The 24,674-nt window shown below is 58.0% G+C and carries 22 protein-coding genes; 11 read left to right on the top strand and 11 right to left on the bottom strand.

The window, feature by feature from the left end; all coding sequences use genetic code 11:
- Positions 1–46: 46 nt before the first annotated feature.
- Positions 47–817 (bottom strand): uroporphyrinogen-III synthase, encoded by a 771-nt coding sequence (locus AC3DET_RS16395; protein WP_446538932.1) that lies wholly within the window; start codon positions 815–817, stop codon positions 47–49.
- Between the two features lie 16 nt (positions 818–833).
- Here AC3DET_RS16395 and AC3DET_RS16390 point away from each other — a divergent pair, with 16 nt between their 5' ends.
- From AC3DET_RS16390 to AC3DET_RS16370, 5 genes are all read left to right on the top strand, one after another.
- Entirely contained in the window at positions 834–1,292 is a 459-nt protein-coding gene (locus AC3DET_RS16390) for a YiiD C-terminal domain-containing protein (RefSeq protein ID WP_488392302.1), read from the top strand.
- Positions 1,293–1,318: 26 nt separating this feature from the next.
- Positions 1,319–1,744 carry a hypothetical protein gene (locus tag AC3DET_RS16385; protein ID WP_192199698.1) on the top strand — a complete coding sequence of 142 codons (426 nt, stop codon included), beginning with the start codon at positions 1,319–1,321 and terminating at the stop codon, positions 1,742–1,744.
- Positions 1,745–1,808: 64 nt separating this feature from the next.
- On the top strand, positions 1,809–2,252 hold the full coding sequence (locus AC3DET_RS16380; protein ID WP_337732495.1) for a rhodanese-like domain-containing protein: 444 nt from the start codon (positions 1,809–1,811) through the stop codon (positions 2,250–2,252).
- A gap of 98 nt (positions 2,253–2,350) precedes the next feature.
- Positions 2,351–2,872: a protein-export chaperone SecB gene (gene secB / locus AC3DET_RS16375; RefSeq protein ID WP_142122975.1), complete on the top strand. Its 522-nt coding sequence runs from the start codon at positions 2,351–2,353 to the stop codon at positions 2,870–2,872.
- A gap of 48 nt (positions 2,873–2,920) precedes the next feature.
- A complete protein-coding gene (locus AC3DET_RS16370) occupies positions 2,921–3,958 on the top strand; it encodes an NAD(P)H-dependent glycerol-3-phosphate dehydrogenase (protein ID WP_446538930.1) in 1,038 nt (345 codons plus the stop codon).
- A gap of 137 nt (positions 3,959–4,095) precedes the next feature.
- On the opposite strand, the gene AC3DET_RS16365 is transcribed toward AC3DET_RS16370, so the two are convergent.
- Both AC3DET_RS16365 and AC3DET_RS16360 read right to left on the bottom strand, forming a co-directional pair.
- Positions 4,096–4,653 carry an OmpO family porin gene (locus AC3DET_RS16365; RefSeq protein WP_192199701.1) on the bottom strand — a complete coding sequence of 186 codons (558 nt, stop codon included), beginning with the start codon at positions 4,651–4,653 and terminating at the stop codon, positions 4,096–4,098.
- A 496-nt stretch (positions 4,654–5,149) separates the two neighbouring features.
- A complete protein-coding gene (locus AC3DET_RS16360; protein WP_488392301.1) occupies positions 5,150–6,166 on the bottom strand; it encodes a hypothetical protein in 1,017 nt (338 codons plus the stop codon).
- Positions 6,167–6,682: 516 nt separating this feature from the next.
- Between AC3DET_RS16360 and AC3DET_RS16355 the strand changes: the two genes are divergently transcribed.
- Entirely contained in the window at positions 6,683–8,317 is a 1,635-nt protein-coding gene (locus tag AC3DET_RS16355) for a hypothetical protein (RefSeq protein WP_488392300.1), read from the top strand.
- A 92-nt stretch (positions 8,318–8,409) separates the two neighbouring features.
- Positions 8,410–9,267: a hypothetical protein gene (locus tag AC3DET_RS16350; protein WP_488392299.1), complete on the top strand. Its 858-nt coding sequence runs from the start codon at positions 8,410–8,412 to the stop codon at positions 9,265–9,267.
- Between the two features lie 329 nt (positions 9,268–9,596).
- Here the strand turns inward: AC3DET_RS16350 and AC3DET_RS16345 are convergent, their stop codons facing one another.
- The 8 genes from AC3DET_RS16345 to AC3DET_RS16310 form a co-directional block, all read right to left on the bottom strand.
- On the bottom strand, positions 9,597–10,049 hold the full coding sequence (locus tag AC3DET_RS16345; RefSeq protein ID WP_488392298.1) for a hypothetical protein: 453 nt from the start codon (positions 10,047–10,049) through the stop codon (positions 9,597–9,599).
- Positions 10,050–10,478: 429 nt separating this feature from the next.
- On the bottom strand, positions 10,479–11,093 hold the full coding sequence (locus tag AC3DET_RS16340; protein WP_488392297.1) for a hypothetical protein: 615 nt from the start codon (positions 11,091–11,093) through the stop codon (positions 10,479–10,481).
- A gap of 60 nt (positions 11,094–11,153) precedes the next feature.
- On the bottom strand, positions 11,154–11,453 hold the full coding sequence (locus tag AC3DET_RS16335; protein ID WP_446537972.1) for a hypothetical protein: 300 nt from the start codon (positions 11,451–11,453) through the stop codon (positions 11,154–11,156).
- A gap of 616 nt (positions 11,454–12,069) precedes the next feature.
- Positions 12,070–12,534 (bottom strand): DUF695 domain-containing protein, encoded by a 465-nt coding sequence (locus AC3DET_RS16330; RefSeq protein WP_446537973.1) that lies wholly within the window; start codon positions 12,532–12,534, stop codon positions 12,070–12,072.
- A 372-nt stretch (positions 12,535–12,906) separates the two neighbouring features.
- Positions 12,907–13,278, bottom strand: coding sequence for a hypothetical protein (locus tag AC3DET_RS16325; protein ID WP_446539538.1), 372 nt, complete (start codon positions 13,276–13,278; stop codon positions 12,907–12,909).
- A 70-nt stretch (positions 13,279–13,348) separates the two neighbouring features.
- Positions 13,349–13,642, bottom strand: coding sequence for a hypothetical protein (locus AC3DET_RS16320; RefSeq protein WP_488392296.1), 294 nt, complete (start codon positions 13,640–13,642; stop codon positions 13,349–13,351).
- Between the two features lie 1,656 nt (positions 13,643–15,298).
- Positions 15,299–16,231, bottom strand: coding sequence for an AAA family ATPase (locus AC3DET_RS16315; RefSeq protein WP_488392295.1), 933 nt, complete (start codon positions 16,229–16,231; stop codon positions 15,299–15,301).
- Between the two features lie 80 nt (positions 16,232–16,311).
- Positions 16,312–17,772, bottom strand: a complete 1,461-nt coding sequence (locus tag AC3DET_RS16310; RefSeq protein ID WP_488392294.1) for a hypothetical protein — start codon at positions 17,770–17,772, stop codon at positions 16,312–16,314.
- Between the two features lie 1,516 nt (positions 17,773–19,288).
- Here AC3DET_RS16310 and AC3DET_RS16305 point away from each other — a divergent pair.
- The 4 genes from AC3DET_RS16305 to AC3DET_RS16290 all read left to right on the top strand — a co-directional run bounded on the left by AC3DET_RS16305 (position 19,289) and on the right by AC3DET_RS16290 (position 24,647).
- Positions 19,289–20,173, top strand: a complete 885-nt coding sequence (locus tag AC3DET_RS16305; protein ID WP_488392293.1) for a hypothetical protein — start codon at positions 19,289–19,291, stop codon at positions 20,171–20,173.
- A 175-nt stretch (positions 20,174–20,348) separates the two neighbouring features.
- Complete coding sequence (locus tag AC3DET_RS16300) at positions 20,349–22,790, top strand: SIR2 family protein (RefSeq protein ID WP_488392292.1); 2,442 nt, start codon at positions 20,349–20,351, stop codon at positions 22,788–22,790.
- A 242-nt stretch (positions 22,791–23,032) separates the two neighbouring features.
- Positions 23,033–23,422 (top strand): hypothetical protein, encoded by a 390-nt coding sequence (locus AC3DET_RS16295; RefSeq protein WP_488392291.1) that lies wholly within the window; start codon positions 23,033–23,035, stop codon positions 23,420–23,422.
- Positions 23,423–24,230: 808 nt separating this feature from the next.
- The gene (locus AC3DET_RS16290; RefSeq protein ID WP_488392290.1) at positions 24,231–24,647 is read left to right on the top strand and encodes a transposase; all 417 of its coding nucleotides are present in this window, start codon (positions 24,231–24,233) and stop codon (positions 24,645–24,647) included.
- The last annotated feature ends 27 nt before the right edge of the window (positions 24,648–24,674 follow it).

The raw sequence follows: 24,674 nt of genomic DNA, 5'->3' as shown, positions 1-24,674 counted from the left end.
CAAGCATCCTTGTCGGCGGTCGAAAACGTGATGGACGCCGCAGATGCTACCGGATGCCGGGAAGCATGGCCGAGCGGGCCGTCATGACCATCTGCGCCGGGCGCGGACCAGCCGCCTGAAGGACGCGCGTGAACCCGGCATCGCGCGCAGCATCGGCCAGGCGCGCACTCGCGGCGACCACGGTGGTGCCCCGCAGGCGTGCCAGCAACGCATCCGGCAGTTGTGCGAGGAGTTGCTCCAGGGCACCCCCGCTGCTCACCAGCAGGCAGGCGGGTGCGTGCAGGCCGGCGAGTGCCGCGAGTGCGCGGGGTGTCAGCGCGACGGGTTCACGCCGATAGACCTCGGCGCGATGCAGGCGGGCGCCGCGGGATTCCAGCGTGGGTATCAGCAGGTTGCGGCCATCGGGAGCGGTGACGAAGCCGACATCCGTCCCGCGCACGTCGGTCAGCGCCGGCAGCGCGAGCAGGCCTTCGCTATCCATGCGCGCAGGGAATGACACGTGCCCGATGCCGGCGCGGCGCAGCGCCGCCGCGGTACCGGATCCCACCGCCAGCCATGACTGCCCGGATTGCGCTTCCAGAGGCTGCAGGGCGTGCGCCGCCGAAACCGCGGCGGGGCTGGTGAACACGACGGTCGTGCAGGCGAGGGCGTCACGCAGATCAGCACGCGTGGCGCTGTCGTCGCATCGCTGGATGCGCCAGGGCGACAGGGCCAGCAAGCCGGCACCGTGGCGTCGCGCGGCACGGCGCAGCGCATCGTGGCCGCCCTGGGGCCGCAGCGAGATGACGTACCATGCCGGCGGCGTTGGGTGTCCCATGCGCGGATTATGAGTGATGAGTGCGGAAGAAGCCTTGCGGGAACTGCGTGAGTACTGTCGTGGCATGCCGCCCGTGGCGGCGATGGGCGTGGAAGTCGATGGCTTCCAGGAGGGGACATTGCGCCTGACCGCCCCGCTGTCCGCCAACGTCAACGACAAAGGCAACGCCTTCGGCGGCAGCCTGACCTCGCTGATGACCGTGGCCGGCTGGGGACTGGTGACGCTGAAACTCCGTCTGGCGGGCCTGAAGGCCGAGGTCTACGTGGCCGACAGCCAGATCCGCTACCTTGCGCCGCTGTATACCGACCTGGTGGCGGACGCCACCTTCGGCGAAGGACAGTCCTGGGAGGCCTTCGTGGATACGCTGGTGCAGCGTGGCCGCGCGCGTATCCAGGTCGAAGCCAGGGTTCTGCTGCCTGAAGGCGGCAGCGCCACCACGCTGGCGGGGCGGTTCGTCGCCATCGCAAAGCGGTAGCATGCCGGCATGACCGAGGGGGTGCCATGCGCGTGATCCGGAAGATGCTGTTGGCTGCGGGGCTGCTGATGCTGGTGCTGGCACCCGCTGCCGCGCAGAGCCGCCTGCAGCGCGGCAAGCTGCAGCAGTTGCAGGATATGTACGCGGCGTCGATCCGCTGGGGGGATTTCGAGAACGCCTGGCAGGCCGTCGATCCCGCCTACAAGCTCGAGCACCCGATGACCGAACTGGAGTTCGAACGCTACCAGCAGGTCCAGATCTCCGGGTACCGCGACGTGTCGACCAGTGCCGGCCCGGACGGGACGGTGGAGCGTGCGGTCGAACTGCGCGTGATCAACAAGCACACCATGGCCGAGCGGACCCTGCGTTACCGCGAACGGTGGCGCTGGGATCCGGAAATGAAGCGCTGGTGGCTGGTGGTGGGTCTGCCGGACCTGTGGGACGGGGAGTAGCCATCCGCCGCCCCGGCGACGTCCTGTGCGACAATCGCCGCCCGCTCCACTGCCTCCAAATCCCGTGAATTTCGAAGAAATCCTGGCCTTTGCCACCGGTTCGCCCTGGAACCAGATGCTGTCACTGGCCCTGGTCGGCCTGACGGTCGCGATCATCTACACCGAGATCGCACGCCTGTTCCGCGGCTACACGGCGCTGCGCCCGGCCGAGCTGACCCATCTGGTCAACAGCGAGAACGCGCTGGTGGTCGACCTGTCGGCGAGCAACGACTTCGAAAAGGGCCACATCGCGGGCAGCCGCAACGTGCTGCCCAGCAGCTTCGACCCCGAGAGCAAGTTGCTGGCCGGTTCCAAGGCCCTGCCGGTTGTACTGGTCTGCCGCACCGGGCAGGCCTCGGCGGGCGCCGCCAAGCGCCTGAAGAAAGCGGGTTTCGAGAAGGTCTATGCGCTGGAAGGCGGCATCGCCGCCTGGCAGCAGGCCGACCTGCCGCTGGTCAAGGGCCGCTGAGTCCGCTTTGGCCGCGGTCCCGCCCTTGAACAGGGCGCCGCGTGCCGCCATGACATAATTTCCATTCACCGCAGCAATCCAGATTCCGGAGTCAAGAAATGTCCGACGAGACCACCAACGGCGCGGTCGCGCCTGCCGCCGAAGCCGCTGGCCCCGCTTTCACTGTCGAAAAGATCTACGTCAAGGACGTTTCCTTCGAGGTCCCCGGCGCCCCGGCGGTGTTCGCCGAGAACGTACAGCCGGAGCTGCAGCTCAACCTCAACCAGCGCGTGCAGCGCCTGGGCGAGAACGCATTCGAAGTCGTGCTCGGCGTGACCTTGAGCTGCAAGGCCGGCGACAAGACGGCGTATGTGGCGGAAGTGCAGCAGGCGGGCATCTTCGGCCTGATCGGCCTGGAGCCGCAGGCTGTCGACGTGCTGCTCGGCACGCAGTGCCCGAACATCCTGTTCCCGTACGTGCGGCAGTTGGTCAGCGACCTGGTGCAGGCCGGCGGCTTCCCGCCGTTCTTCCTGCAGCCGATCAACTTCGAAGCCCTGTACGCCGAATCGCTGCGCCAGCGCGCCGCGCAGGGCGGGGCCGAAGGCCAGCTGGCCAATTCGGAACCTGTCGGCAACGCCTGATTGGCCGTGCAACCGTCGGATACCGCGACGCAGAACGCAGGGGGACGGATGGCCGAACCAGTGCCGGACAATCCACTGAAGATCGCCGTCCTCGGTGCCGGTTCCTGGGGCACCGCGCTGGCGGCCCTGATGGCCCGGCACGGGCACGCGGTCACCCTGTGGGGCCGCGATCCCGTGGTCTCCGCCGCCATCGACCAGCAGCACGAGAACTCCCGCTACCTGCCGGGTATTCCGCTGCCGGAAAACCTGCGCGCCACCACCGACCTGGCCGCATCGCTCGCCGATGCGGACCAGGTGCTGATCGTGGTGCCGTCGCATGCCTTCACCGAGACGCTGAAACTGGTCGCCCCGCTGCGCCCGGCGCGTGCCGGCGTGGCGTGGGCCACCAAGGGTTTCGAAACCGGCTCTGGCCGCTTCCTGCATGAAGTGGCCGAGGACATCCTGGGCCCGGACGTGCCCTTGGCCGTGGTCACGGGCCCGTCATTCGCCAAGGAAGTCGCACTGGGCCTGCCCACGGCGGTGACGGTGCACGGTGCCGACGCCGCGTTCGCCCAGGCCGTGGCGGATGTCATGCACGGTCCGGCGTTCCGCGCCTATACCGGCGATGACATGGTTGGCGCCGAGCTCGGTGGCGCGATGAAGAACGTGCTGGCGGTCGCCACCGGCGTAGCCGATGGCATGCAACTGGGCCTCAATGCCCGTGCAGGCCTCATCACCCGTGGCCTGAACGAAATGCTGCGACTTTCCGCAGCGATCGGTGCCAAGCCGGAAACCCTCATGGGCCTTGCCGGCCTGGGCGACCTGGTGCTGACCTGCACCGGCGACCTGTCGCGCAACCGCCGGCTTGGCCTCGCTTTGGGTCGTGGTCAGTCGTTGCAGGACGCGGTACGCGAGATTGGCCAGGTGGTGGAATCGGTGCAGACCGCCGACGAGGTCATGCGCCAGGCTGATCGCCATGGCATCGACCTGCCGATCTCCAGCGCGGTGCGTGCCGTGCTGCATGGCGATCTCACGCCCGCGGCCGGCCTGCAGCACCTGTTGTCGCGCGAACAGAAGCCGGAGTATCCGGAAACACTGTTCAAGTAATCCGACGCGGCGTATCGAATCAGCCCGGCCCTTGTGGCCGGGCTTTTTCTTTGACGCATGAAAAAGCCCGGCCACAAGGGCCGGGCTGGGTGCGACGCGGGGAGAGAGGGACGCGTCGCGGGGAACGCTGTTGCGGGTTACCAGGTGAAACGCGGACCGACGAACCACTGGGTGTCGTTGTCGGCGAACTTCACATCGCCACTCAGGCCCCAGTTTTGGTTGAACTTCACCTGCGCGCCGAGGCGACCGTAGAAATCACCGTCGAAGTCGCTGCCGTCTTCGTAACCGACGGTCGCATAGCCCTCGAACTTCGGCGCGATGGCACCGCGCACGCCGACTTCGGCGCTGTAGCCGTTGAAGTCGTCGACCGGAGTTTCATAGCGCTCGTAGGCCACGCGGGTGATCAGGTCGGCACGCTGGCTGATCTCGTGGTTGTAGCCCAGGCCCAGGCGCCAGTTGTCGATATCGAAATTGGTGTTGTCGATTTCCTGCGTGGTGTAGTCGCCGAAGATGCTGAAGTTCGGCGCGATCGCGACGGAACCCTTCACGCCCCAGCCATCGGCATCGGGCAGGCCATCGCTCAGGTTGGAGGCGACATAACCGCCCTCCACATAGTTGTAGGACACACCTTCGGCAGCCGACGCAGCGAAAGGAGCGGCAGCCAGCAGGGTCAGGGCAAGCAAGGACTTCTTCATGGGAACGCCTTTTTATTTTGTTGTTGTGTATCCGTCGCCTCGGGGAAGCGACGGTGGCCGAAGTATCCGCTCCAGCTCACAACAAGCCCTGAATATCAAACTTAGCAGTACATAAATTGAGTGGTCGCGCGGGGAACTTTCGCCGGTTGTATTGGGCGCAAGGGCAAAGTGTGTGCAGATGTACAAACTATGGTGTCTGAGAACGGACATGGCCACACGAAAGAGCAACGGCAGGTCCGGGAGACATGCCGCCTCAGCGCCGCGCGCCATCCCGCTCGGGAGAAGCGAGCTGACCGAGCGATTGGCCGCTCCCGGCCAGAAGCGGACTTCGAAGAGCTTCTGAATTGAGCCACGCCACAAAGGGGCGTCGGCTTGCATGAATAGCTGCCTTAGCCTACAGAGTTGACCGCTCCTCCGTGACTTCCTCTAAGCCTCTCGATGAAGACACAACTCATCCTAGTCCGAAGCGGACATCGCCATACCTCGCGACGACTTGTTAGCCCAGTGGCATCCGGGAAACAAACTGCCACCCGGCCTTCTCAAGGCTCTGATATGCCGCTCTCAGTAAGCTTCGTCGGCACTCTGCGAGTGACGTGGGATTCTCGGCTTCTGCTACGCCATTGGTGTAGAGCGTCCCCATCCAGCGACCGTTGATAAACTGCCCTTGATACGGCCCCGCGAACAAAAAGTCGCGATCTCCATGCAGGCGACGTTTTGGAAGCGTAGGGATATCGAAAGTCAAACCACCATTGCCAATAGCAGCAATAGCATCAGGCCCAAGGGTCAATTGGACGCGCCAGGCGCCAAAATCATAGTTGTAAGGCCTGCAGATGTTGCAATGGACACCCGATGTGACCACCGGGAGGATTGCCCGTGCCAACGCCGACCTGACAGACTTCAAGCAAGACTCGTCGTTGCGTTGATGTTCGGACACATAAATGAAGAGCCCACCGCTCCATTTGCCGTCCACAAGTTTTGCGGTCAAGCCCTTGCCATTGCCGTTGCTCCTTCGGGGCGCGTCCTCGCCACTATCCACACGATAGTTCCAGTTCGAGTCGACGCCATAGAGCTCCCTTTTGTTGCTGAAGAACTCCGGCAACACAAACCGGTTATCCCTCGCGCGAATCTCATCCGGTAGGCCTTTGAGCTCCACCTCAACTGCATACTGAACATCTGTGTATCGATCCGCTCGCTGTCTTTCAGGCGGCAGCTTGACGATCTCAATCCTGAGCGTTATTCCCTCGATCAACACACCAGACGCATAGGCGGTAGCGTCCCTATCAAGCAGTTCACTGAGCCGCTCCACGAAGCCCGCGTGATTGAAGGCACAAGGCATCCAGTCCACGTGCTTCTCGCGGTGCGCAACCAGTGAAGCATGTGTGCGAAATCCAACCGCGCGGGAGGCAGCCTCCCTCACATGGCCGGGCTTCAACGTGAAGTAAGGCTGGGTGACATCGATAATTTGACGCACAAGCGACTCGTCGCTTGTGCGACCGTAGAAGATGCTAGACATTTGGATTTTCTCCGTAATTGAAGTGTTGGTCCGGTCTGCCGATTACTCACGGAGCACCCCAAACGGAGATTTCCAAAAGATGAGCTGAGGAGATGGCAGATTCTCGGGCGTATACGCCCATGGCCTGTTGGCCACGCTTCGAACCTAATCCATCTTTGGAGCCGTTGCAAGTTCCAAGTGCTATATGAGGCTGAAAGTGCGACTCAGTACATGCAGAAGCTTGTGTAGCACTTGCTAGGTTTCATCTGTATTGCGCCCCTGGTTCGCTATTGCGCTCAATCCGATGGCCGCCCCAGACCTGTGCGGCAGTACGCCGCTCCTAGGCGCCCTGCAGACCGCGCCACGACGCCACGCTGGCTAGCCTGGGGGCCGTGCCTTCTTGCTTTCGGACTCTGGTAGGAGATCATTGGCCTGGGATAATGGAGGGATGGCATGCCAAGTGACAGATGCTGGGCGGAGGTCTGTTTTTTCTCACTGAACACGAATGGGACAAAACTATTCGGATTTTCCGAGCTCTTGGCAGGCCTTGCGCTGATGGTCCTGGCCTGGACGATCGCCGATGTCCGGTATCGGTTTCGTGTTCGGACCGCTCCAATACCTTTGCAGGGGCTAACGTTCTTCGTCGTGGCCGCGGTGGGCGTGCTCACCCTGCTGACGGACCTCTGGCGGGCGCAAGGTTGGCTCGTGCCAGCTGGCAACCTGCTCACGCCAGCCGCGTGGCAGGCCATCCTCGCCGGCTTGCTGCTCTTCACGTTCTTGACGTGGACGTGGTTCGCTTTCATCAGGCCTCCCACGTTTGGCAAGCATAATGCCCAGCGCTACGCGCGCACCTTGTATCGATTCATCCTTCGCGGCGCGCCTGCGGAGCTCGGCGTGATCGCCGACGAACTCGCACACTCGGCCAGAGCACTGGTCCGTTATGCAACCGACCGTGGGGCGCTCAAGAACTACGTACCAGAGCACGCCCAGGACCAGCGGCGACCTGCTCCACCCAAGGTCGAAGCCTACGCTAATGACCTGTTGCTTCTCATCGCAGACCGGCGCCTGTGCCGGGCGATCGTCGAATCCTCGCCCGGTACTGCCTTGGCCATTTTCCAGGAGATGGGCGAAGCGAAGAAGTACGGCATCCAGGTGGAAACCTTCGCAAGAAACATCGTCACTCAAGCCCTCGGGAACAAGGATTCGTTTCTCTACCACGAGGCCGAGGGCTACGAATCGGGCCTGATCGGCTATCACAAGCCCCTTAGCCAAGCGATGTTCTCAAACCACGATATGGTCGAGATCGTAGGCACGATGCTCGATCCGGACATCTGGGGCAAGACGCAGTGGGATGCCGCCCAGTGGGAAGCCTATTGTCGGCTGGTGCTAATGGCGTTCCGTGCCTACATAAAGGAGGGGGCCCGGAATCACTCCTTTGTCCTGTATCGGGCCAAGGGCTACATCGAGAGCGCGGCCTCTGATCTGTACAAGCTCAATGGCCTGTCCAGCACTTGGGATAATGATGCGGTCCAGCGCCTCCGTGTCGTGGTTGACTTCATCAAGGATGCGGTGAAGGTCCTTGATGAGAAGGCGGTGCCTGGCTATGTCCGCCTACGCAGCCGAGAGGCGCATGGCCACCCCCGCGAGAACTTTTACGATCATCTGGCCAGCATGATCTTTGAGGTCATCTTCCATGCATCCTCCGTCAAATCGCCCCAGGACGAATGCTGGACGATTCAGCACAACTCGCTATGGAGCGAGCTGTTCAACTTCAACCGACTGGACGGCGCGGCGGGTCGAGTGGTGAAGTTCAAGACGCGACGGCTCCTTTACGACGAGATCGTCGAGATGGAGGGCTTTCCCAACTTCAAAGGGGCCAGGATCCTTGGCTTTTGTCTGAACGTGATGGGCCTCAAGCGCCGGGAAGGCGACTATGACAAAGACAGCCGCGCTCTCCACACGGCGGTCCTTGCGTGGACGCAGCAGCACTATGCCTGGCTATACCGCTATAACCCGCGCGTTGCCCAAGCCTGCCTGGTTGACGGCCTGACCTACGACAGCCAAAACCACAGGATCGTCAAGACCTATCTGGCCGAAGGACTTCGCCGTGAGGCGCACTACGTTTACCTTGAGGTGGATCCCGCGCCAGAGATCCAGGAGGCACGGGAGTAACCGCGGCCTGGGTGCGCGGCCATGGCCGGCGTGTCGCATCCGGATAGCGCGGTAATGTTGTTGAGGGGTTCTGTTCCAGGAAAGGGGTTGCCATGATGCACATCGCTCCGGTTTACGGGTTTGAATTCACGCGCCCCTTCAGCGCCGCGGGGCTGAGCTTCACGCCATGTGAGACCAATTCATCCTCTGCAAAGCGCATCGCGCGCGACCTCAGCGCTCATCACATGACAGGCACCATCGCTGCTAACGCGATTGATCGCGAGACGATCTACGAGCTGGAAGGCGTCCTGTCGTTCATAGAGCACCTGGACGTGATGGTTCTGGAGCCAATTTCAGCGCACCAGGCCGAACCTGACCCAACCAAGGCCTTCGAGCCAACGCTTATCGCGCGTCGAAGGCACAATGGCGGCGGCGCGGTCATTGGATCGGACGCGTTCAATCCTTGTAAGAACTCTCGGCAACAGTTCATCGAACTTTGCCTGACTCATCTGAAGGACAAGACGTTTTGCGATCAGACGCGATTTCGCTCGCTACTGTTCAAGTCGGTGGAGACCTTTCGGCAACGGCAGCCGTTCCTTGAGATCACCTACTTCTTGCTCATTTCCGGGTTGGAGGCGTTCTGCAGGGCATGTCAGGGCGACTACACGAGCAGGAACGCGGCAATTCCCATCACCAATCAATTGAAGCTGTACGGCTTCAACGTGTTCCAGGATAATCCAGGCGAGTTGTCCCGCTCGATCTCCACCTATCTGCACATCAGAAACGCCCTCTTTCATCAGGGCGACTTTACCTCTACCGTCAACATCAACCATGGCCTGGTTCAGTTCAATTGCTCCCAGCACCTGTTCAACCTTTCCATGTTGTGCTCGCTCACCGTCATGAAAGCCATTGGATTCGATGATGGTCATACCAACTGGGACTGCTGGATTGATCGCGAGCTTCACCGGTAAGCGGCATCGGGGTCGCCGCTTGCCCAAAAGGAAACAACCGCTCCCACGGCTATGAGCAAGTGCGCCCTGCCCCGCATGGCGCTCGGCTCGTGGGCTGCTTGAGCAGCCCAAGGCCGAGTGATCGTCTGGCTACCATGCATCGGACCCTGCTATCAGCGCGCCTGCGCGCATGACAGACCCAGCGCTCCGGCTCAATCGACCCAGGCTGAGCTGACCGCTAATGGCCGATAGCTGCCACCAGGCCTTGCAGGTCCGCTTCCGGCCAGAAGCGGACATCAACCGACGCTTGGCTTAAGCCGCGCCCTAGAGCGGATCGGCTTGAATGATTGTCAGATGCTGTTGCCGCCGCCTACTTGCTGTCGCTCCAAGTACTGTAGGTCGTCGATTGCAAGCTCCGGTGGAAATGCAAAGAATCTAGCAAACGGCTCTTGATCAAAGAGATATAGAAGATGGGGTTGCTGCCCATGCATCCGAAGCAGAGAGTGGCAATTGCCGGGCTGAATATCCAGCCTTTGCCGCGTTGTTAGCTTGTCACCAGCACTGTATCGGCCCTTCCACGCTACCAGCACTTGCCATTGAATGGTCTGTTGAGCCTCGCCCACATGTCGCGGAAGCTTTGCCGTATCTGGCTTGATGGAGTTTCCGAGTGGCACCGCAAGAGCTACCGAGTGAGCGTCACTAAATCTTCTGCTGGGCGGATCGGGAAGTATCGAGCAGGCAGCAGCGTCATGGTTCATCGACGCTAACAACGCAGCGATTAGGAGTGCGTTGATCTTGACCATTGCACCTAACACCTTGAATTAAGCCGACCCGCGAAGCGGGTTCGGCGTGAATGAATTGCTAGGTGGCGTGCTAGCTGACACGGTCCACCATCAGACTGTCACTATGAGCTGCCAACGAGTGGATGACAAAGCCAAGAACCTGATCGAAGAGTCGCCCGCTACCTTGCCCTGCAACCGAAATGTACGGTGACTCGTCTTTGGGCTCGATGAGACGGACAGCTCCGTTCTCACGTGAGTCCGATAGATCAACGTGATATTCGTTGCCGTCCTGAAACTCGGGCCAACTCTTTAAGGATGCAGCCAAATCAGTGGGCAGCGAGAAGTACGAGAGTATGTGCACTTCACGGGATGTCATTGCAGCCACCTAACACCTGAATTGAGCCGCGTTCGGAAGCAACGTCGGCTTGAATGAATTGTTAGGTGCGCACCTCATGGACTGGGCGGACGACATGAGGTGCCATATGCTTCCGTGTAAGGTTTGCCGAAGCAGGCCACCAACCCGTCCACGACTTCGATGTTAGGTGGCCAGCGCATCTTCATGGTTGGCTGGCCGGGTGGAGTAGGCAGCTCAAAGTAGCCATCCTTCAGTGGCGGCATACCAGCGCCTTCCGGGTAAGCAACAGCTGCGAGGCGCTCTTGCGCGGCCAGTAGTGCAGGATTGTCCTGTCGCAGGAAAGCTAAGGTGGCATCCACGTAATAGTTCCAACCGACTGGGTCTTGCTCTACGGGCTTCCGGGCGGCCTCTAACAGCGGGATTGCCTGCTCGTATTGACCTGCTGAGGCACGCATTTGACCCTCGTGCCACGCTAAAAGCGAGCCTGCGTTTGAATGCTTGGCCCGGTACGCCGCCAATAGGTCCGCAGCTGCGAGCTCGCAGCCAGGAATATTGGCAATGGCCCGCCAGCCACCTGAAAGGTCTTGGTCAAAGGCGTTTTCATCAAGCGCAAGTAAGGCGTCCTCGTCGTACTTGCAACGGTCAGTCGCATGAGCTACAGGATTGCCAAATAGCAGGGAGTAGAATGTTACAGCTGCGAAATTTTTCACGTGCGCACCTAACACTGGAATTAAACCGACCCGCGAAGCGGGTTCGGCTTGAATGAATTGTTAGGCCGCATCTCTGAACACGAACTCATAGTGCGTGACCTCATTGGGATGTTGAGCAATCTCTGCCAGGACAGCCTTCATGTCAGGTGCGCCAGGGCCGCTCCAATCAGGGCTCCACTGAAGGTGCGGCTGGATGAACTCGTCCGTAACCGTGAAGGAATCGTAGCCCAAGAACCGCCAGCCTTGAGAGTAGATAAGCTCAATGCAGCGTGGCGCGTCGGCCCGCGACACCAGCGTGACACCGCCACGCCCCGTGTGCGGAAAGTTGAAATCTCTCAACAGATCAGACCAGTCTGACATGCGGCCTAACACCTGAATTAAGCCGAGCCGCGAAGCGGCTTCGGCTTGAATGAATTGTTAGGCCTTGGCTGCAAACTACTGGGCCCGAACAGTGAACTGAAGGAAATCCTCTCTACTCTCCTTGGAGTTGTCCAGTGAGTACTCCAAGTCGATCTGGACATCGGCCGTGGTCAGTTGCGGGCTGTAGAAGGACGCTTTACCGGACCAAGACTCAATGCCGGTATTCCCACTCGGCCCGGCGATGCGTTGGCCTTGGAGGCAGGTAATGGAGCGGTTGATGTTTGACTCCATGAACTCTGTGGAAGTGTTCTCCATGAGCCACTCACAGAAGACGCCTGCCGCTATGTCACCATCGGAGTGCTCGCAGCTCTTGTAATGGTTGACCATCCATGTGCCTCCCCGGATTAGCTTGACTGTGCTCGATTGTCCCGCCGGCACAGTTTTGGCCCATGAATCCAAGTGCTCGCACATGCTCGTATCAGCAAGGTGCGGCGTGGATGCGCACGAGGAGCAGGCAATTGCCAATGCCGTTACTACGAGTAGCCGCATAGCTCGCTCCAAGGCCTAACACCGGAATTAAGCCGACCCGCGAAGCGGGTTCGGCTTGAATGAATTGTTAGGCATCTGTCCCGTTAGCCAATGGGAAGAGCCTGAAGATGTAACCAGCCTCTTGCCACTCTGGGTCGTGGTGCATGCGGAACTCCCAGAACCGGGTATGTGGCTTGTCCGAAAGTAGTGACTGCAAGCTGTCATTCGCTAGTTCCGGGTCATGCACGCGAAATGATAGCTGCCGGAGGCCGTTCCAGGTGCTGCGCGCCAGAAACAAGGCATTCTTTCCCTCAATAGCGGACTCAATCTTGTCGCCAATCTCGAACAAGAGTTTGCTCTCCTCAGGGGTTGGCATGCCTTTCTCGGCAAGCTCCTCCGCCTGGATATTTACCTCTAGGTGCCAAGGAAATATCTCCGGGTGCTGGAAGGACAGCAAAGCGTCATTAACCACAATGACCTCTGGAAGATCATTGCGATTGCTGTCAAAGAGCGTGTAGTGCGGCTCCGGAAGGGCTATGCGGACGTGTGCCACAGATGCCTAACACCTGAATTAAGCCGAGCCGCGAAGCGGCTTCGGCTTGAATGAATTGTTAGGTGTCTTGCCGACCATGTCTCAACCCTCGCCAACCGAAGCCGATGATAAGGGCGGAGCCGATCAGCACTGCGCCATAGATTACTGCTGCCTCCATGCCGTGAGCAGTGAATCCGTACTTGCTGGACGAGAACTGCAACGTTCCCGCGGCGAATGACGTTACGGCTTGGCTGAGTGCCATGAGCATAGCTGCGGAGCCGCCTGCAATGTACGTCCAGCTCCAGAATTTGCTTGAACTGCCGGTGGCTTTCATAGACACCTAACACCTTGAGTTAAGCCGACCCGCGAAGCGGGTTCGGCTTGAACGAATTGTTAGAGCGCGCCGAAGAAATCTGTCAGCTCTTTGTCCGTGTGTGGTGTTTCCCACTTGGACATCCAGCAGAAGGATACTCCTGCACGCTCCGCGGTACGCTTGAACTGCTCCAGCTCTTCCTGGCTGGGAGTGTAATGCTCAGGGATAAAGTGCATCAATGCGGTCGGCCTACGCAGTGAGAAGCCAGGCGCCAGCTCGCGAACCATCTCCTTCAGCAGGAGGCGAATGCGCGAGAAGTCCTCGACCGGCCCTCTGCGGTTATCCAGAGCATGACAGTCTCGACGGATGGACCTTTCCCCGCCTAGTACGCGGGCCATCAGGTGGTCGGGATAGACCTGTATGTAGATGATTGGGCGATCCCAGAACCCCATAGCGCTCTAACACCTGAATTAAGCCGACCCGCGAAGCGGGTTCGGCTTGAATGAATTGTTAGACCGCGTGTCACGAGCTAATGCGTCGAATCTCATAGGCGACCTCGCGATCCGGGAAGAATTCGGGCGGGTAGTAGATGACGTCGTATCTGACTGGCCCGTTGCAGGTCTCCACTACCCAGCGCTCGATCCTAAAGCCATTGTTCCCGACGAGTGACAGGGTTCGCTCTGCCGGCCGAGCAGAGCATGTGGAGCCGACATCTGCGCGAATCTGGTCAAGTGGCACTTGATCGAAATCCGACGCCTGCGCGGGCGGCATCAGCGCCACTAAAAATATGACCACAAGCATTTGGATAGCTTTCATCAGCGGTCTAACTACCCAATAGCCGGATCCCTGGGTCCGGTTATACGACTTATCCACAGCACACCGTATGGTGGACTATCCCCTTGATACGGCTCGATCTTAGGGCGACTGGCTCCGGCTAACAAGCCGATGCATAACCGGACCGAGCAAGGTTCAGAGCTTGCGCAGCCGCGAATGTCCGCTTTGGGTCGATAGCCGCCATCCAGGCGAGCCGATTGGCAATCCCCTGAGGAAAAATTTGAAACAAATCACGCGCGTGCGATGCCTATCCTGCTTCTGGCTAGCGCCAGTGCTTGAACTTGCTCAACTCCGCCCAGCAAATCAAAGCGATGCTTACAATGGCCCGAACCTCATCCTTCGGCCGCCCGTGCATTTCAGACAGAAGCCGGACAATTCTGCTACTTCGATCAGAAGTTACTCGCCGACTGTTGGCGATAGATCTAACGGCTTGCCTAAAAATCGTCTCCGCGGATGTTGCAAGAAAATGTGCGTCTTGCTGAGCGAAGACGTACTGGTAACGAGATCGTACACTTACATCGTCAAACTCGACTTCTACGCTAGCGCGAGCGGCCTCAATCAAGAGCCTCAGCGGTGGCAAGAAGCTGTACCTGCATCTATCAAAAATCTTAGATACGCAACTGTCAAAGGCCGCAACTCTAAGGAAATGATGTCGGTGCAGGGAACTAGGTTCGTCGAAAGCGGTGCCCGCAGAAAAGAGCGGAGGTGACGCAGCAGCACGCGGGTTGACCAGAAGCTCAACTGCCGACACTCCTTGGAATGCCGCGAAAGCGACGAGTGTGCCTAGACTAACGCGCGTTTTTCTGCCTGCAAGTACCTCCATGTATGAATGGCGGATTGCTCTTGGTAATAGGCCAGGACGCTCAAGCCACTTAGCAATCCCTTTTACGAAGCAGACGTACGCGTCCTCCCCTATTGGTCTTTGCCCAGGGGTGGCGCAGAGCTCAATTAGCTCACTGACCTGCCTTTGTGCCCAGACGGCATAGTCAGATGGGCTGAACACCCTTCCAGGACCACTCAAAGACAAGCCGCAGGTACTGCAGGTGCGCCTCTTCTCGTAACACATAGAAACTGCCTGAGGTGAGTCGCAAGAGCCGCAAGATGTTTCGAGAGCACACAGGTGGATTGGACAGTACACACTCAAGTTGACGCGCCATAACAGTGGCTCATAAGACCTTTCATCATCCCACTCCAAGTAGCACTTTGGGCACCAACGGTGCCGCACGGAGGACTTACTGAGCGCTTTCGATGAGAGCACAGAGTTGAGAACAGAAAAGGTTCCGCAGCGTATAAACTCGACGCCAGTGAATCCTTCGAGTCGAGATACGCGGTCGTCGAACAATCTTCCAGGTCCGCAGAAGGCGCTGGTTCCGCCGCTGCCTCCCCTGCCATGGATATGGAACAAGCGTCGGAGCTGGCTCATGGAAACGCCGCTCGTCCAAGCGAGGCGGCAAGCATAATGCTCCGCGGACTCCACTAGAGACGTACCAACGCCCATGATGGGAAGAGGAGGAAAAATAGTCCACTCGAATTTGCTTCGTGAGTTCATGGGACCAAGGATGTCTGCGGCAAGAGCGTGGACTAGCGGCTCTCAGTTGAGCTCGAGCTTTAGGTTCTGGCGCGCATCATGAATTCATATCAGGTTCTGTCGCTCGAAGGCAGGCTCCAACGGGATCTGACCAGCGATGCTCGCTGTGAGACATCCCCGGCGCACATCACATCTTCGAATGCTTCAACATCCCGCCACATCGCCGCAAGATCCTTGTCAGACAAATACGCAGCTTCGACGTGGCGCTTCAAAATTCTGCTTGAGCCCTCGTTCTGGGAACAACGATCCGCTCGAAGCAACAGTTCGAAGAGCTGCCCGAATATTCCTCCCGTGGCAGCAAGTAGGTCGCTGGACATTCGGAGAAGCATGTCTCTCTGAGAAAACCTAAACTTGGATTCGAGTGATCTCAGGACCCTAAGGAAGGGCACCTTATCTGCAGGTCTCCGATCGCTGTAGGGCGGAGCCCAAACTACAATAACGCGTCTCCGCAACTCGGAGTGTACGTTCCACAGGCGTGCCGCCTCGTGGATACCAGTCATGATGAACATGATTCCGCTCGACTCTGCGAGTGCCATCAGGTGCAAGGTGTGATCTGCTGGCGAAGTGTCTCTGTGGTTCTTAAGAAGAGCGGTAACCTGATCGATTGAGACGTACTTGCATCCCCTCGCCACGAGGCTTCGTCTGAAGGCGCCCCACATCTCCCCCTCTGTACCCTTCAGCGGTCGGAGGTCATCCCAGAAGTCGTGTGTGATCTTGAGCTGGGATTGAATCTGGGACAACTTCGCAGCGGGAATCGAGCTGTCGCGCAGTAGCCACTCCAACGACGGATCATGGAGCTCTGATAGGAGCTCTCGAACAAAGTCCTTGGAACTGAAATAGGACTGATTTACTAGAAACGCAAACTGTTCGATTGCGGGGATCTTTCCCCGCCCCCAATGAGCCGGATCACCAAACATCTCCTGCATGACCGAAGTTCGCATGGTCGTCTTTCCAGCGCCAGAAGGACCTATCAAGAACACCATGTGTCCTGGTCGATGGTCGTCGAGCGCTCTGCGAAGTTGAGCACGCGAGTTCTCATAGGCAAGATGGCGTAAGCAGTACATCAGAAGTTCTCCCGCTCTTCGAAAGGGAGAACTTCAGCGTAGGAATCCAAGGACGTTTTCTCGGTGAACGTGTCTTGGGGAAGCGTCTGTTCCTCACTTTCTGGCTTCAAATGCTCCACTGCAGGCATGGCAAAAATAGCGTTCTGCATCCTTGTATGACGGCGTCTTCCGAGGTCTTCGCGTTTCTTCCTCGCGTCCCGCCGCCTTGTTGGGGCGTAGAGAAGCTCGAATAGCCGCTCCGAATCAGAAAGCATCGCCATGCTCTGTACCCTGTTGTGGAACGCCCTAATCCACCGATCTCCAATCTTTACGTGGAGAATGCTCGGGTCGCAGCAGTCGCTTCGGACCTCCTCCACCGCGTGTCCTCGCATGAGGAGCAGAAGTTCATCACTAGAGAACCAACCGTCCGCCGTGCGAATGCCCCGCCGTGGATCCGGTTTCAAGCGCCTGGAAACATGCACAGAAGTCCTGATCAACAGGTCATCATTGAATTCGCACGTTGAACCGAGCTTGCCAAACATGGCGATTGATTCCCTTCTCTTCTCAATGGGTGAGAATCCATCAGACCTTGGAGTGGACGGTAGATCACCATAGACGTACGAGACAAAGTGATTGAGAATCATGACAAAAGAGGTTCGCGCGTTGCTGTAACTCTTGAACCGGCCGTCCACCTTACGGCCCTTCTGATCCGGAGCCGTGCTTCCGTCCAGCTTGTGCGCAACCTGGTCGTTCACCTGCTTGATTGCATTCTCAGCCAATCCGTTCCATGCGCTTGCTGCGGTGGGAGAGTGCCGCAGAGAGATGCGTCCCTCGGCGAACTCCTTTAGCCAGCGCGAAGTGTTCTCAGAACCCCTATCGAGATGGATCATTCTGGGGAGCATTCCATGTCGCCTGACATACTCGCGTATCAGCAGCGCTAGCCCGTCAGTTCGCGCAGCCCCGAATATGAGGGAATGCGCCATCGTGTCTCCCGTCGCACCATCGATGCCGATGTAGAACTTAGCCTTGATTGCGGGCATTCCATTCATCAGATTCGGAGCGCACCTAACATCTAGATCCGAAGAGTCGACGTGGAGGACCTGGCCGTAGCCGAGCGGAGGAAGGGATCGCATTCGCGGGTCTGTGCTGGGCCGAAGGGCGTGATAAGCCCGAAATCCACCAGTCGAGAGGGCGTGGCGGAGGGGGTTCTGTTCACGTCTACGCTTGTCCAAGCGCCAACGACCACAAGGTTCGATACCTCGGCTTTCGCACTCATCGAGAAACCTCTGGTAGAGCTCGTCGGCGGACCGTACTTTGCCGGGCAGCCAGAAATCTCGAACGATATCCTCGATAGCCTGCTCCTGCTCCAAGTGGAGACGGGATACTCGATTGCCACTCTTCGAGTAGCGGGTTAGGCGCGCTGCTAGAGCAGAGCCGCCCTTCGCGACCTCCCTATCCACATGGGTGGCGAGATCTTGCATTCGTCTTGTCCATTGGAGTGTACCTACCGCCATTTGTTCCAGCCGCGCTAGACGTTCTCCAGCCTTGCGTCGATCGGTAGGTGACGCAGAACTCAGTGGATCTACGGTCTCTGGTTGCTGCATGTAGATCCATGCATGCTGCAGAAGGTTCGTGTCGTCCGCGCGCGCGTGGCCACGATCAAGGTGGAGGTGGAATCGATCTCCTAGAGAGATGGGAGTGCTCATCCATGGACCGAAAGCTTCACCGTTCGCGAGCATCCAGAGGGCAACCCGATAACTGAAACCCTCAATGAGTCTGCAGAGTTCGTTGATACTTCGTGTCGAACCTCGCAGAAGATCGCTTGCTCGGGAGGCAGCCAGTCTGCCTAGCGGATCTAGTTGTGATCTATGGAGCGAATAGCAGGCTTCGAGATTCTGCTGGTAAACCCCAGACGGTTGAGGCGGTGACCACACAGAAAATGGGATTCCCAGCTGCTTCGCCCAATTCTCGTATGGAAGATAGGTCCACTGGTCACCCGAAAGCTCCCACCCTTGATCGATCTTTGCTCGCTCCTCGATCCATGCGCGCGTTTTGCATTCGACGAGCTCGACCGTCTCTCGGCGAAACACCAAGAAGTCAACGTGCGCATTCGAGACGTGTTTGCGTCCAAGCGAAGTGATTCTTTGCACCCCACGGCAGGGCACCTGGACTTGGTACCCCAGTACGTCGGGATCGAGCTCGAGTTCATATGCAAAGATCAGCTCGCAGGTATGGCTTTCGAGTACGCGGGACGTGTAGTTCTTTACTGATGCATGACTAACGCGAACATTGGTGAGAGCTGCACTGCCCACCTTCCTTTTCCCGCTCGTTGAGGCCATTGCCTCCAGCCGGGGGATGCTTCGCTCAGGCAGCCTCATATGGGCGTAGGCCTGCTGCCTGGTATTCAGGTCAGCAGCGCCGACTTTGAAACCTTCGAACATGACGTATCCCTTCCCAGTTCAGGCCTACGGCGACGACGAGCGATAAGCGCCCGTGCCATGCCGAAGAGGCTTGACAGAATGGTCAAGAAGGGGGAGAGTTCGACAACGGCAGCACGCCTTTGCTTCACCCGGAAAGTCCCAGAGTTCGCGCTCGGGACTTTCTTTTTATCCGACCTCCGGCGGGAATCTAAGCCGAATCAGCTCATCGGGTCCTCCTGGGGATGCTGGGCCTTTTGCCGAAGGTAGCCGCCCACGTCGCTTGCGTGAGCGAATAGGCCACGGCGGCCCTCCAATTCAAAGAGAGGAAGCGGCAGGCGCCCGGTCGCACGCGCGCGTCGCAACGCCGCTGGCGTAGGGAACCCGAGAAGTTTGGCAAGGGATTTCACTGGCACGAATGCGCCGTAGGTGCTTGCGATCCAAGCACTGTCAAGCTCTTGGCTTAGTTGCTTCACGTGTCACCAAGTGGCGCCGGGTACGCCATCACCTTATGCTTGGTTGATCGGCTTTGCATCCAGCAAAAGTGGCCGAGGAATCGATACATTCATTGGAGGTCGCAATGGGCGATTTCTTTGAAGCAATGCGCGATATCGACTCACCCGGCGCAAAGATGGGCCGCCGCACCAGAAGCGCTCCTGAAGTGCTGCACTCAATGATCGTATGGGCCGCCTGGTGCGAGATTGAAGGCGGTGAAGCTGCGCTCTATGCGAAATACCGCAACCGGCGTGACGGCGGCGATCATGATCTAGCTTTCCGAAGTGATGAGCTGGGCAGCTATAAGGCTGGTCGGCGAAGCGTGTCCGGCGAACGAAGAGCGGTGCTTGGACGGCGTTACCCATCACTCAGACGCGTGATGGAGTGGCCGATGAAGCTCTTCGATGTAGTTTCTACGGATCAGAAGCTGGCACAGAAGTATCTGAAATCGAGCTTTGAGGAAGCATTCATCTGGCCTCGGCATGTGTTTCCAGGTGATGAGGACTCGATAGGTGCGTTGAATCGGCGGCCGATAGGCTACCTTGACTTGGAACGCCTCTTCGAGCGCGGCGATGACTATGGATTCTTTACAATCCTAGCGGCGTTCCGGTTGTTTGGCTTTGAGAAGGAGCGCGATCAACAGTGGCACGCCGCAAAATACCTCATCAAGGCAGCTCCTAGCCTGTGTCGCTTAAGTTTCGCCAGGGCATTCTCGGAGTCGCTCATTAATCTGATTGATCATTTGCTCGTCCTGCTCCCGGACACGAGCTTTGTCTTAGAGATCGATCGTGAAGAAATGCGCCGACAGATCTTCGCAGCCACGCATGAGCCGTGCCGCGATATACGTCTTGCCTCTCTCGCCGCGGGAACAAGGATTGAAGAACCCCCAGATCCCATTGTTTCCTATACATATCGAAGATGCCCACCGGAAGAGCGGCCAATGCTTCTCGCCGGCTCGCGAGGACTCTAAAGAAGCAAGGCTGTAAGCTTTAAGCTCGAGCTGTCGCGCTGACCAACGACCTGGCAACTCGGGGCGCAATGCTCTATATGCTGCGTTGCGTCACGTGGAGTGGTTTGTTGTATGCATCTGGACTAGTGCTACACAGCTTGTAATGATTGCAGGACTAGGTGTAGGGGAGCAATGGATGCCAATCACGATCGCCGAACTTGTAGAAGAGCTAGTACCCGAGAATACAGTCTTGTTGCTCGGCGCGGGAGCGTCGATTCCATCAGGTGCGCCGAGCGCACCAGCCCTTGCGAGTGGACTCTCACAAGTATTCAAGCTAGGCGAAGGCGACTTGAATCTTCGAGATGCGAGCAGCCTCGTTGAAGTGCGACGTGATCGAAGTGACTTGATTCGTTATATACGTGGAAAGTTCAATGGCCTACGCGCGAAAGGTGCCATTCTGAACTTGCCGCACTATGCGTGGAAGAGCATCTTTACTACTAATTATGATGCCCTCGTTGAGGATGCATATGACCGCGCGGGAAAGGTACTGAAACCATTCTCTTCGAACTTCGACTTCACTGCCGATGCTCCACTGGGGGCAACAAATCTATTCAAGATTCATGGCACCTTGGATAAGGATATCGTCGACGGAAACGTCTCAAGACTGATTCTTACCGACACTGATTACGATCTAACAGAGGACTACCGTGAGGCCCTGTATGATCGAATGAGGTCCGAAATGGATCCCGGATCAAGTGTCCTAATTGTAGGGCAATCGCTTGCCGACAGTGACATTCGCGACCTCGTACAGCGCGCCATCCAAATCAACCAGCGGGCCAATCGAAAGGGACGGATCTCTCTTCTGCTTTACGAGGCGGATCAGAATCGAGCACAGCTTCTGGAGGCGCGTGGAGTTCGGGTATCGTTCGGGAGTCTGGATGACTTTGTAGCTGCGCTCGGAAGGCGTCAGCCGACGAGTCCCGTCGCTGATGCGCTCAAGGATGAGCCGTTGGACAAAGTCATTGCGCTGCGACCCGTGACCCACATTGTGGATGAAGAGTGTGCGCCGGAAAAGGCTAACGCCAGTGCAATCTTCAACGGTTGGCCAGCAAACTATCCCGAGATTGTTAGTGGATTGACGTTTGAGCGCACCTCTTCAATTGAGATCTCCAGCTATCTTCAGAGCGAGCTCAAAACTTGCGCCATCATTCTGGGTGCGAGCGGAGTCGGGAAGACGACCGCCGGTAGGCAAGCGGTCCTGAAGCTGAGACAGCAAGGGTTCTCAGCCTGGGAGCACAAGGGGGATCATCCTTTATCTGCCGCGCATTGGCTTGAGGTGGCTCATCATCTTCGCTCGCAAAACAAGAAGGGCGTTCTCTTCATAGATGATGCCCACAGCCACCTCTTCTCTCTAAACGAACTGATAGATAGGCTCGCTGCAGCTCAGTACACTCACCTTAAGATCATCGTTGCTTCATCTCGAAATCATTGGGGTCCCCGCGTAAAGACTCCCAACATCTATCAATGCGGAAAGGAATTCCCGATGATTCTTTTGGATCATCAGGAGATTGACCGTCTGATTGTGCTGGTGGACTCAGTCCCTGAGCTCCGCACCCTCGTCGAGGCTGGATTTGCGGGCTTCAATGCTTACGAGAAGAGAAGGAGAATGATCGATAGGTGTCATGCGGACATGTTCGTTTGCTTGAAGAACATATTCGCATCCGAGAAATTTGATGACATCGTTCTAAGAGAATATGCCGCGCTGGCGGAAGAGTCTCAAGACATCTATAAGTTTGTCTCTGCAATGGAGCATGCGGGCGTTAATGTGCATAGGCAGCTTGTTGTAAGGACGTTGGGAATTTCTGCTGGCGCAATCCAGTCCGTGTTGGCGAGCCTAGACGAGATCATTAATGAGTACGTCGTTAGTACCCGGGATGGGGTGTATGGATGGAAGGTTCGTCACTATGTAATTGCAGGGATAATAGCCAAGTACAAATTTTACGAGCAATCACAGCGAGTAGAGCTTTTTCAGCGAGTTATAGACAACATATCTCCAACTTACGATATTGAAATCAGAACAATTCGTGAGTTGTGCAATATGGAGAGCGGCATCCCATCTATCCCCGACAAGCACGTGCAGAACACACTTCTTCGGCAGATGATGTCAGTGGCCCCTGGCGAAAGAGTTCCGAGGCATCGCTTGATTAGGAACTTGATCTCATTAGGAGAGTATGAAAAAGCTGAGTCAGAGATCAGAATTTTTGAGAAAGATTTTCGTAGAGAGGCGCCAATCGCTAGGTACAGGATCCTCCTTACAATTGCTCGTGCTGTCCATACGCCCGGATTAATGCGAGAGGACAGAGTGACGATTCTTTCGCAGGCTCGTGACCAGGTGGTCATCGCGCTCGAGAGGTACGAGAGCAACAAGTACATTCTCAGCGCATACTGCGAACTTGGAGTCGAGTATTTCCGAATCACAGGCTCTCATGAAGTCTTTGACGACGCGATGGTTCGGTTGCAGAAGGCAGAGGCGAGGTTGGGGGATCCGGATGTGACGAAGATGGTTGTGAAGTATCAGCGAATCATCTCTGGCCAACTCGGTTCCGTAGATGAGCCGGAGGAAGCGTTGGGCGAGTGAGAGTGTTGGCGCTATTTCGTATGTCTGACGAATCTCTCCGCCGTGGCCGTAGCCAACCAGCTTTTGTGGCTGCAAGGTCCGGCCAGAGTGCTACAAGGTTCACGCCAGACACCGGTGCAGGCTCAACCTGCCGCTTGCGGGTGCAAGAGCCCTCGTATTAACCCTGTTGCCAGCATAGTTTGGCAATGCGGCCGCAAAGCAAAACTGTTGCATGTACTCACGAGCCTCTTCCAGAACACCAAATGAGCTCTCTGCCGAACAGCGAACCCACAATCTCAGATGTTGCCGCCGAGCTTCGTCGCTACGACGCGGCATGCTCTGAACTTTTGTCGCTTCTGAGGCTAAAAAAGCGGACGCGGCAAGAAGACCATCTTTGCGTCAACGGCTACGCAGAGCTGAAAGCACAACTTAAACGGGATTCTGTGCACGGGACTATCGGTGGCGTTAAGCGCGGCACGAGCGATGCCGAGCGGTTCTTCTTTGAGTACGCGGTGAGGCATGCGGCACAAGCCTTGAAGCCCGCGATAAATTATTCACGCGTCGTCACGACTTGGGCGTCCGCGGTGTCAAATGCTCAGTTTGAGATTCAGTACAAGTTGCACGACCTAGAAAAGAGACACCCAGGCGCTTGAGCCGCCTTTGAAGCCATTTGCGACAAAGCCCAGCCTACGCGTAGAGAGGTGTGGCGACAGCTGCTCCGCCGCGCCTTCTACCGCTAGAGGTACAACGAATCTTCAGAGGTCGAAGTGTCGCTATGCACACACCGGCCCCGTTCCTACTGTGCGGGCGTGCGTGGTCGGAATGTCTGCCGACACCCTTGCAAGGCGCGCTGCGCAAAGCGGCCTTGCGCCGACGAATCGTTAGTCGGGGCGGCCGAAGGTCGCTCGGTTTACGCATCAAATGCTGCGATAGAACTCATTGATAGATTCGATAGCGCGTTCCGCCCCCTCGGGCGAGCGAGCATACTTGCGGACAATCTCTTCGAGAGATGCGCGATCCGTAATAGAAAGTGCTTCACGTTCAGCCAGAAGTTCCTCGATTCGGACTTCAATTTCTGCGACAGCGGTGCCTGAGCTGAGACGGGTGCGCTCCTCACGCCTTTGCTGTGAAAGTCGACTTATTTGGCTCGAAATTAGATGCCGGGCCAGGTCGTAGAGATCAGCGTGTGAGGGCGGAATCACTCAGGAACATCCTTATAGCTGGACCGGCGAATTGTAGCCGTGCGCGGAGCCCTATTGCCTGGGTACATTCCGGAGTGCACCAACTATGCCCTTCAGGGCGTACAAACTATGCCATTCAGCTCAGTATTTCGCGCCTTGCTTGATGTGGGCTTGGGTTTGTCCTCTTCCGGCAAAAGGCAACGAATTGAACTGGCAAGCGGAAGGATTTCGCAGCGCGTGCAGGCGCGCAGGCTTTTCTCGGAGCGGCAGGAGCTACGCGATGATGGAAGACCACGGCGGTGGGGTGGTGCAGGAACACGGATGCGGGGACATGGACGCGCCCGCCGTTCTACTGGATGAAATGCGATGGAATGCGATCGTCGCGACATTGCCGCCACTTGTGCGCGCAAGGGCACTGAATGGAGTGGGCACCCGGGGCTTTCTCGAAGGAGTGCTCTGGGTCGCAGTCACGCAGCAGCCCTGGGGCCGGTTGCCCAGGGCATGCGGCCCCTGGCATAGCGTCTACGTCCGCTTCACGCGATGGACCCATGAAGGCATCTGGGATGTGGTGATCGCATCCCTGGAATCCCATCCAGACGTCGCCGATGCCCTGCGCCGGCTTGTCAGCGCCTACCGGAACTCGAACCATCCCGCGTCAAGCGCGCGGCGTGCCGAGCAGCGGCCTCAGCCGCTCTGAGCAGCGTGGCTGCAGGTCCGTAGGCGC

It is taken from the genome of Pseudoxanthomonas sp. 97-1-1, assembly GCF_057773125.1.
The sequence above is the reverse complement of the archived record's forward strand: the minus strand, read 5'-3'. Positions and strand labels throughout refer to the sequence as shown.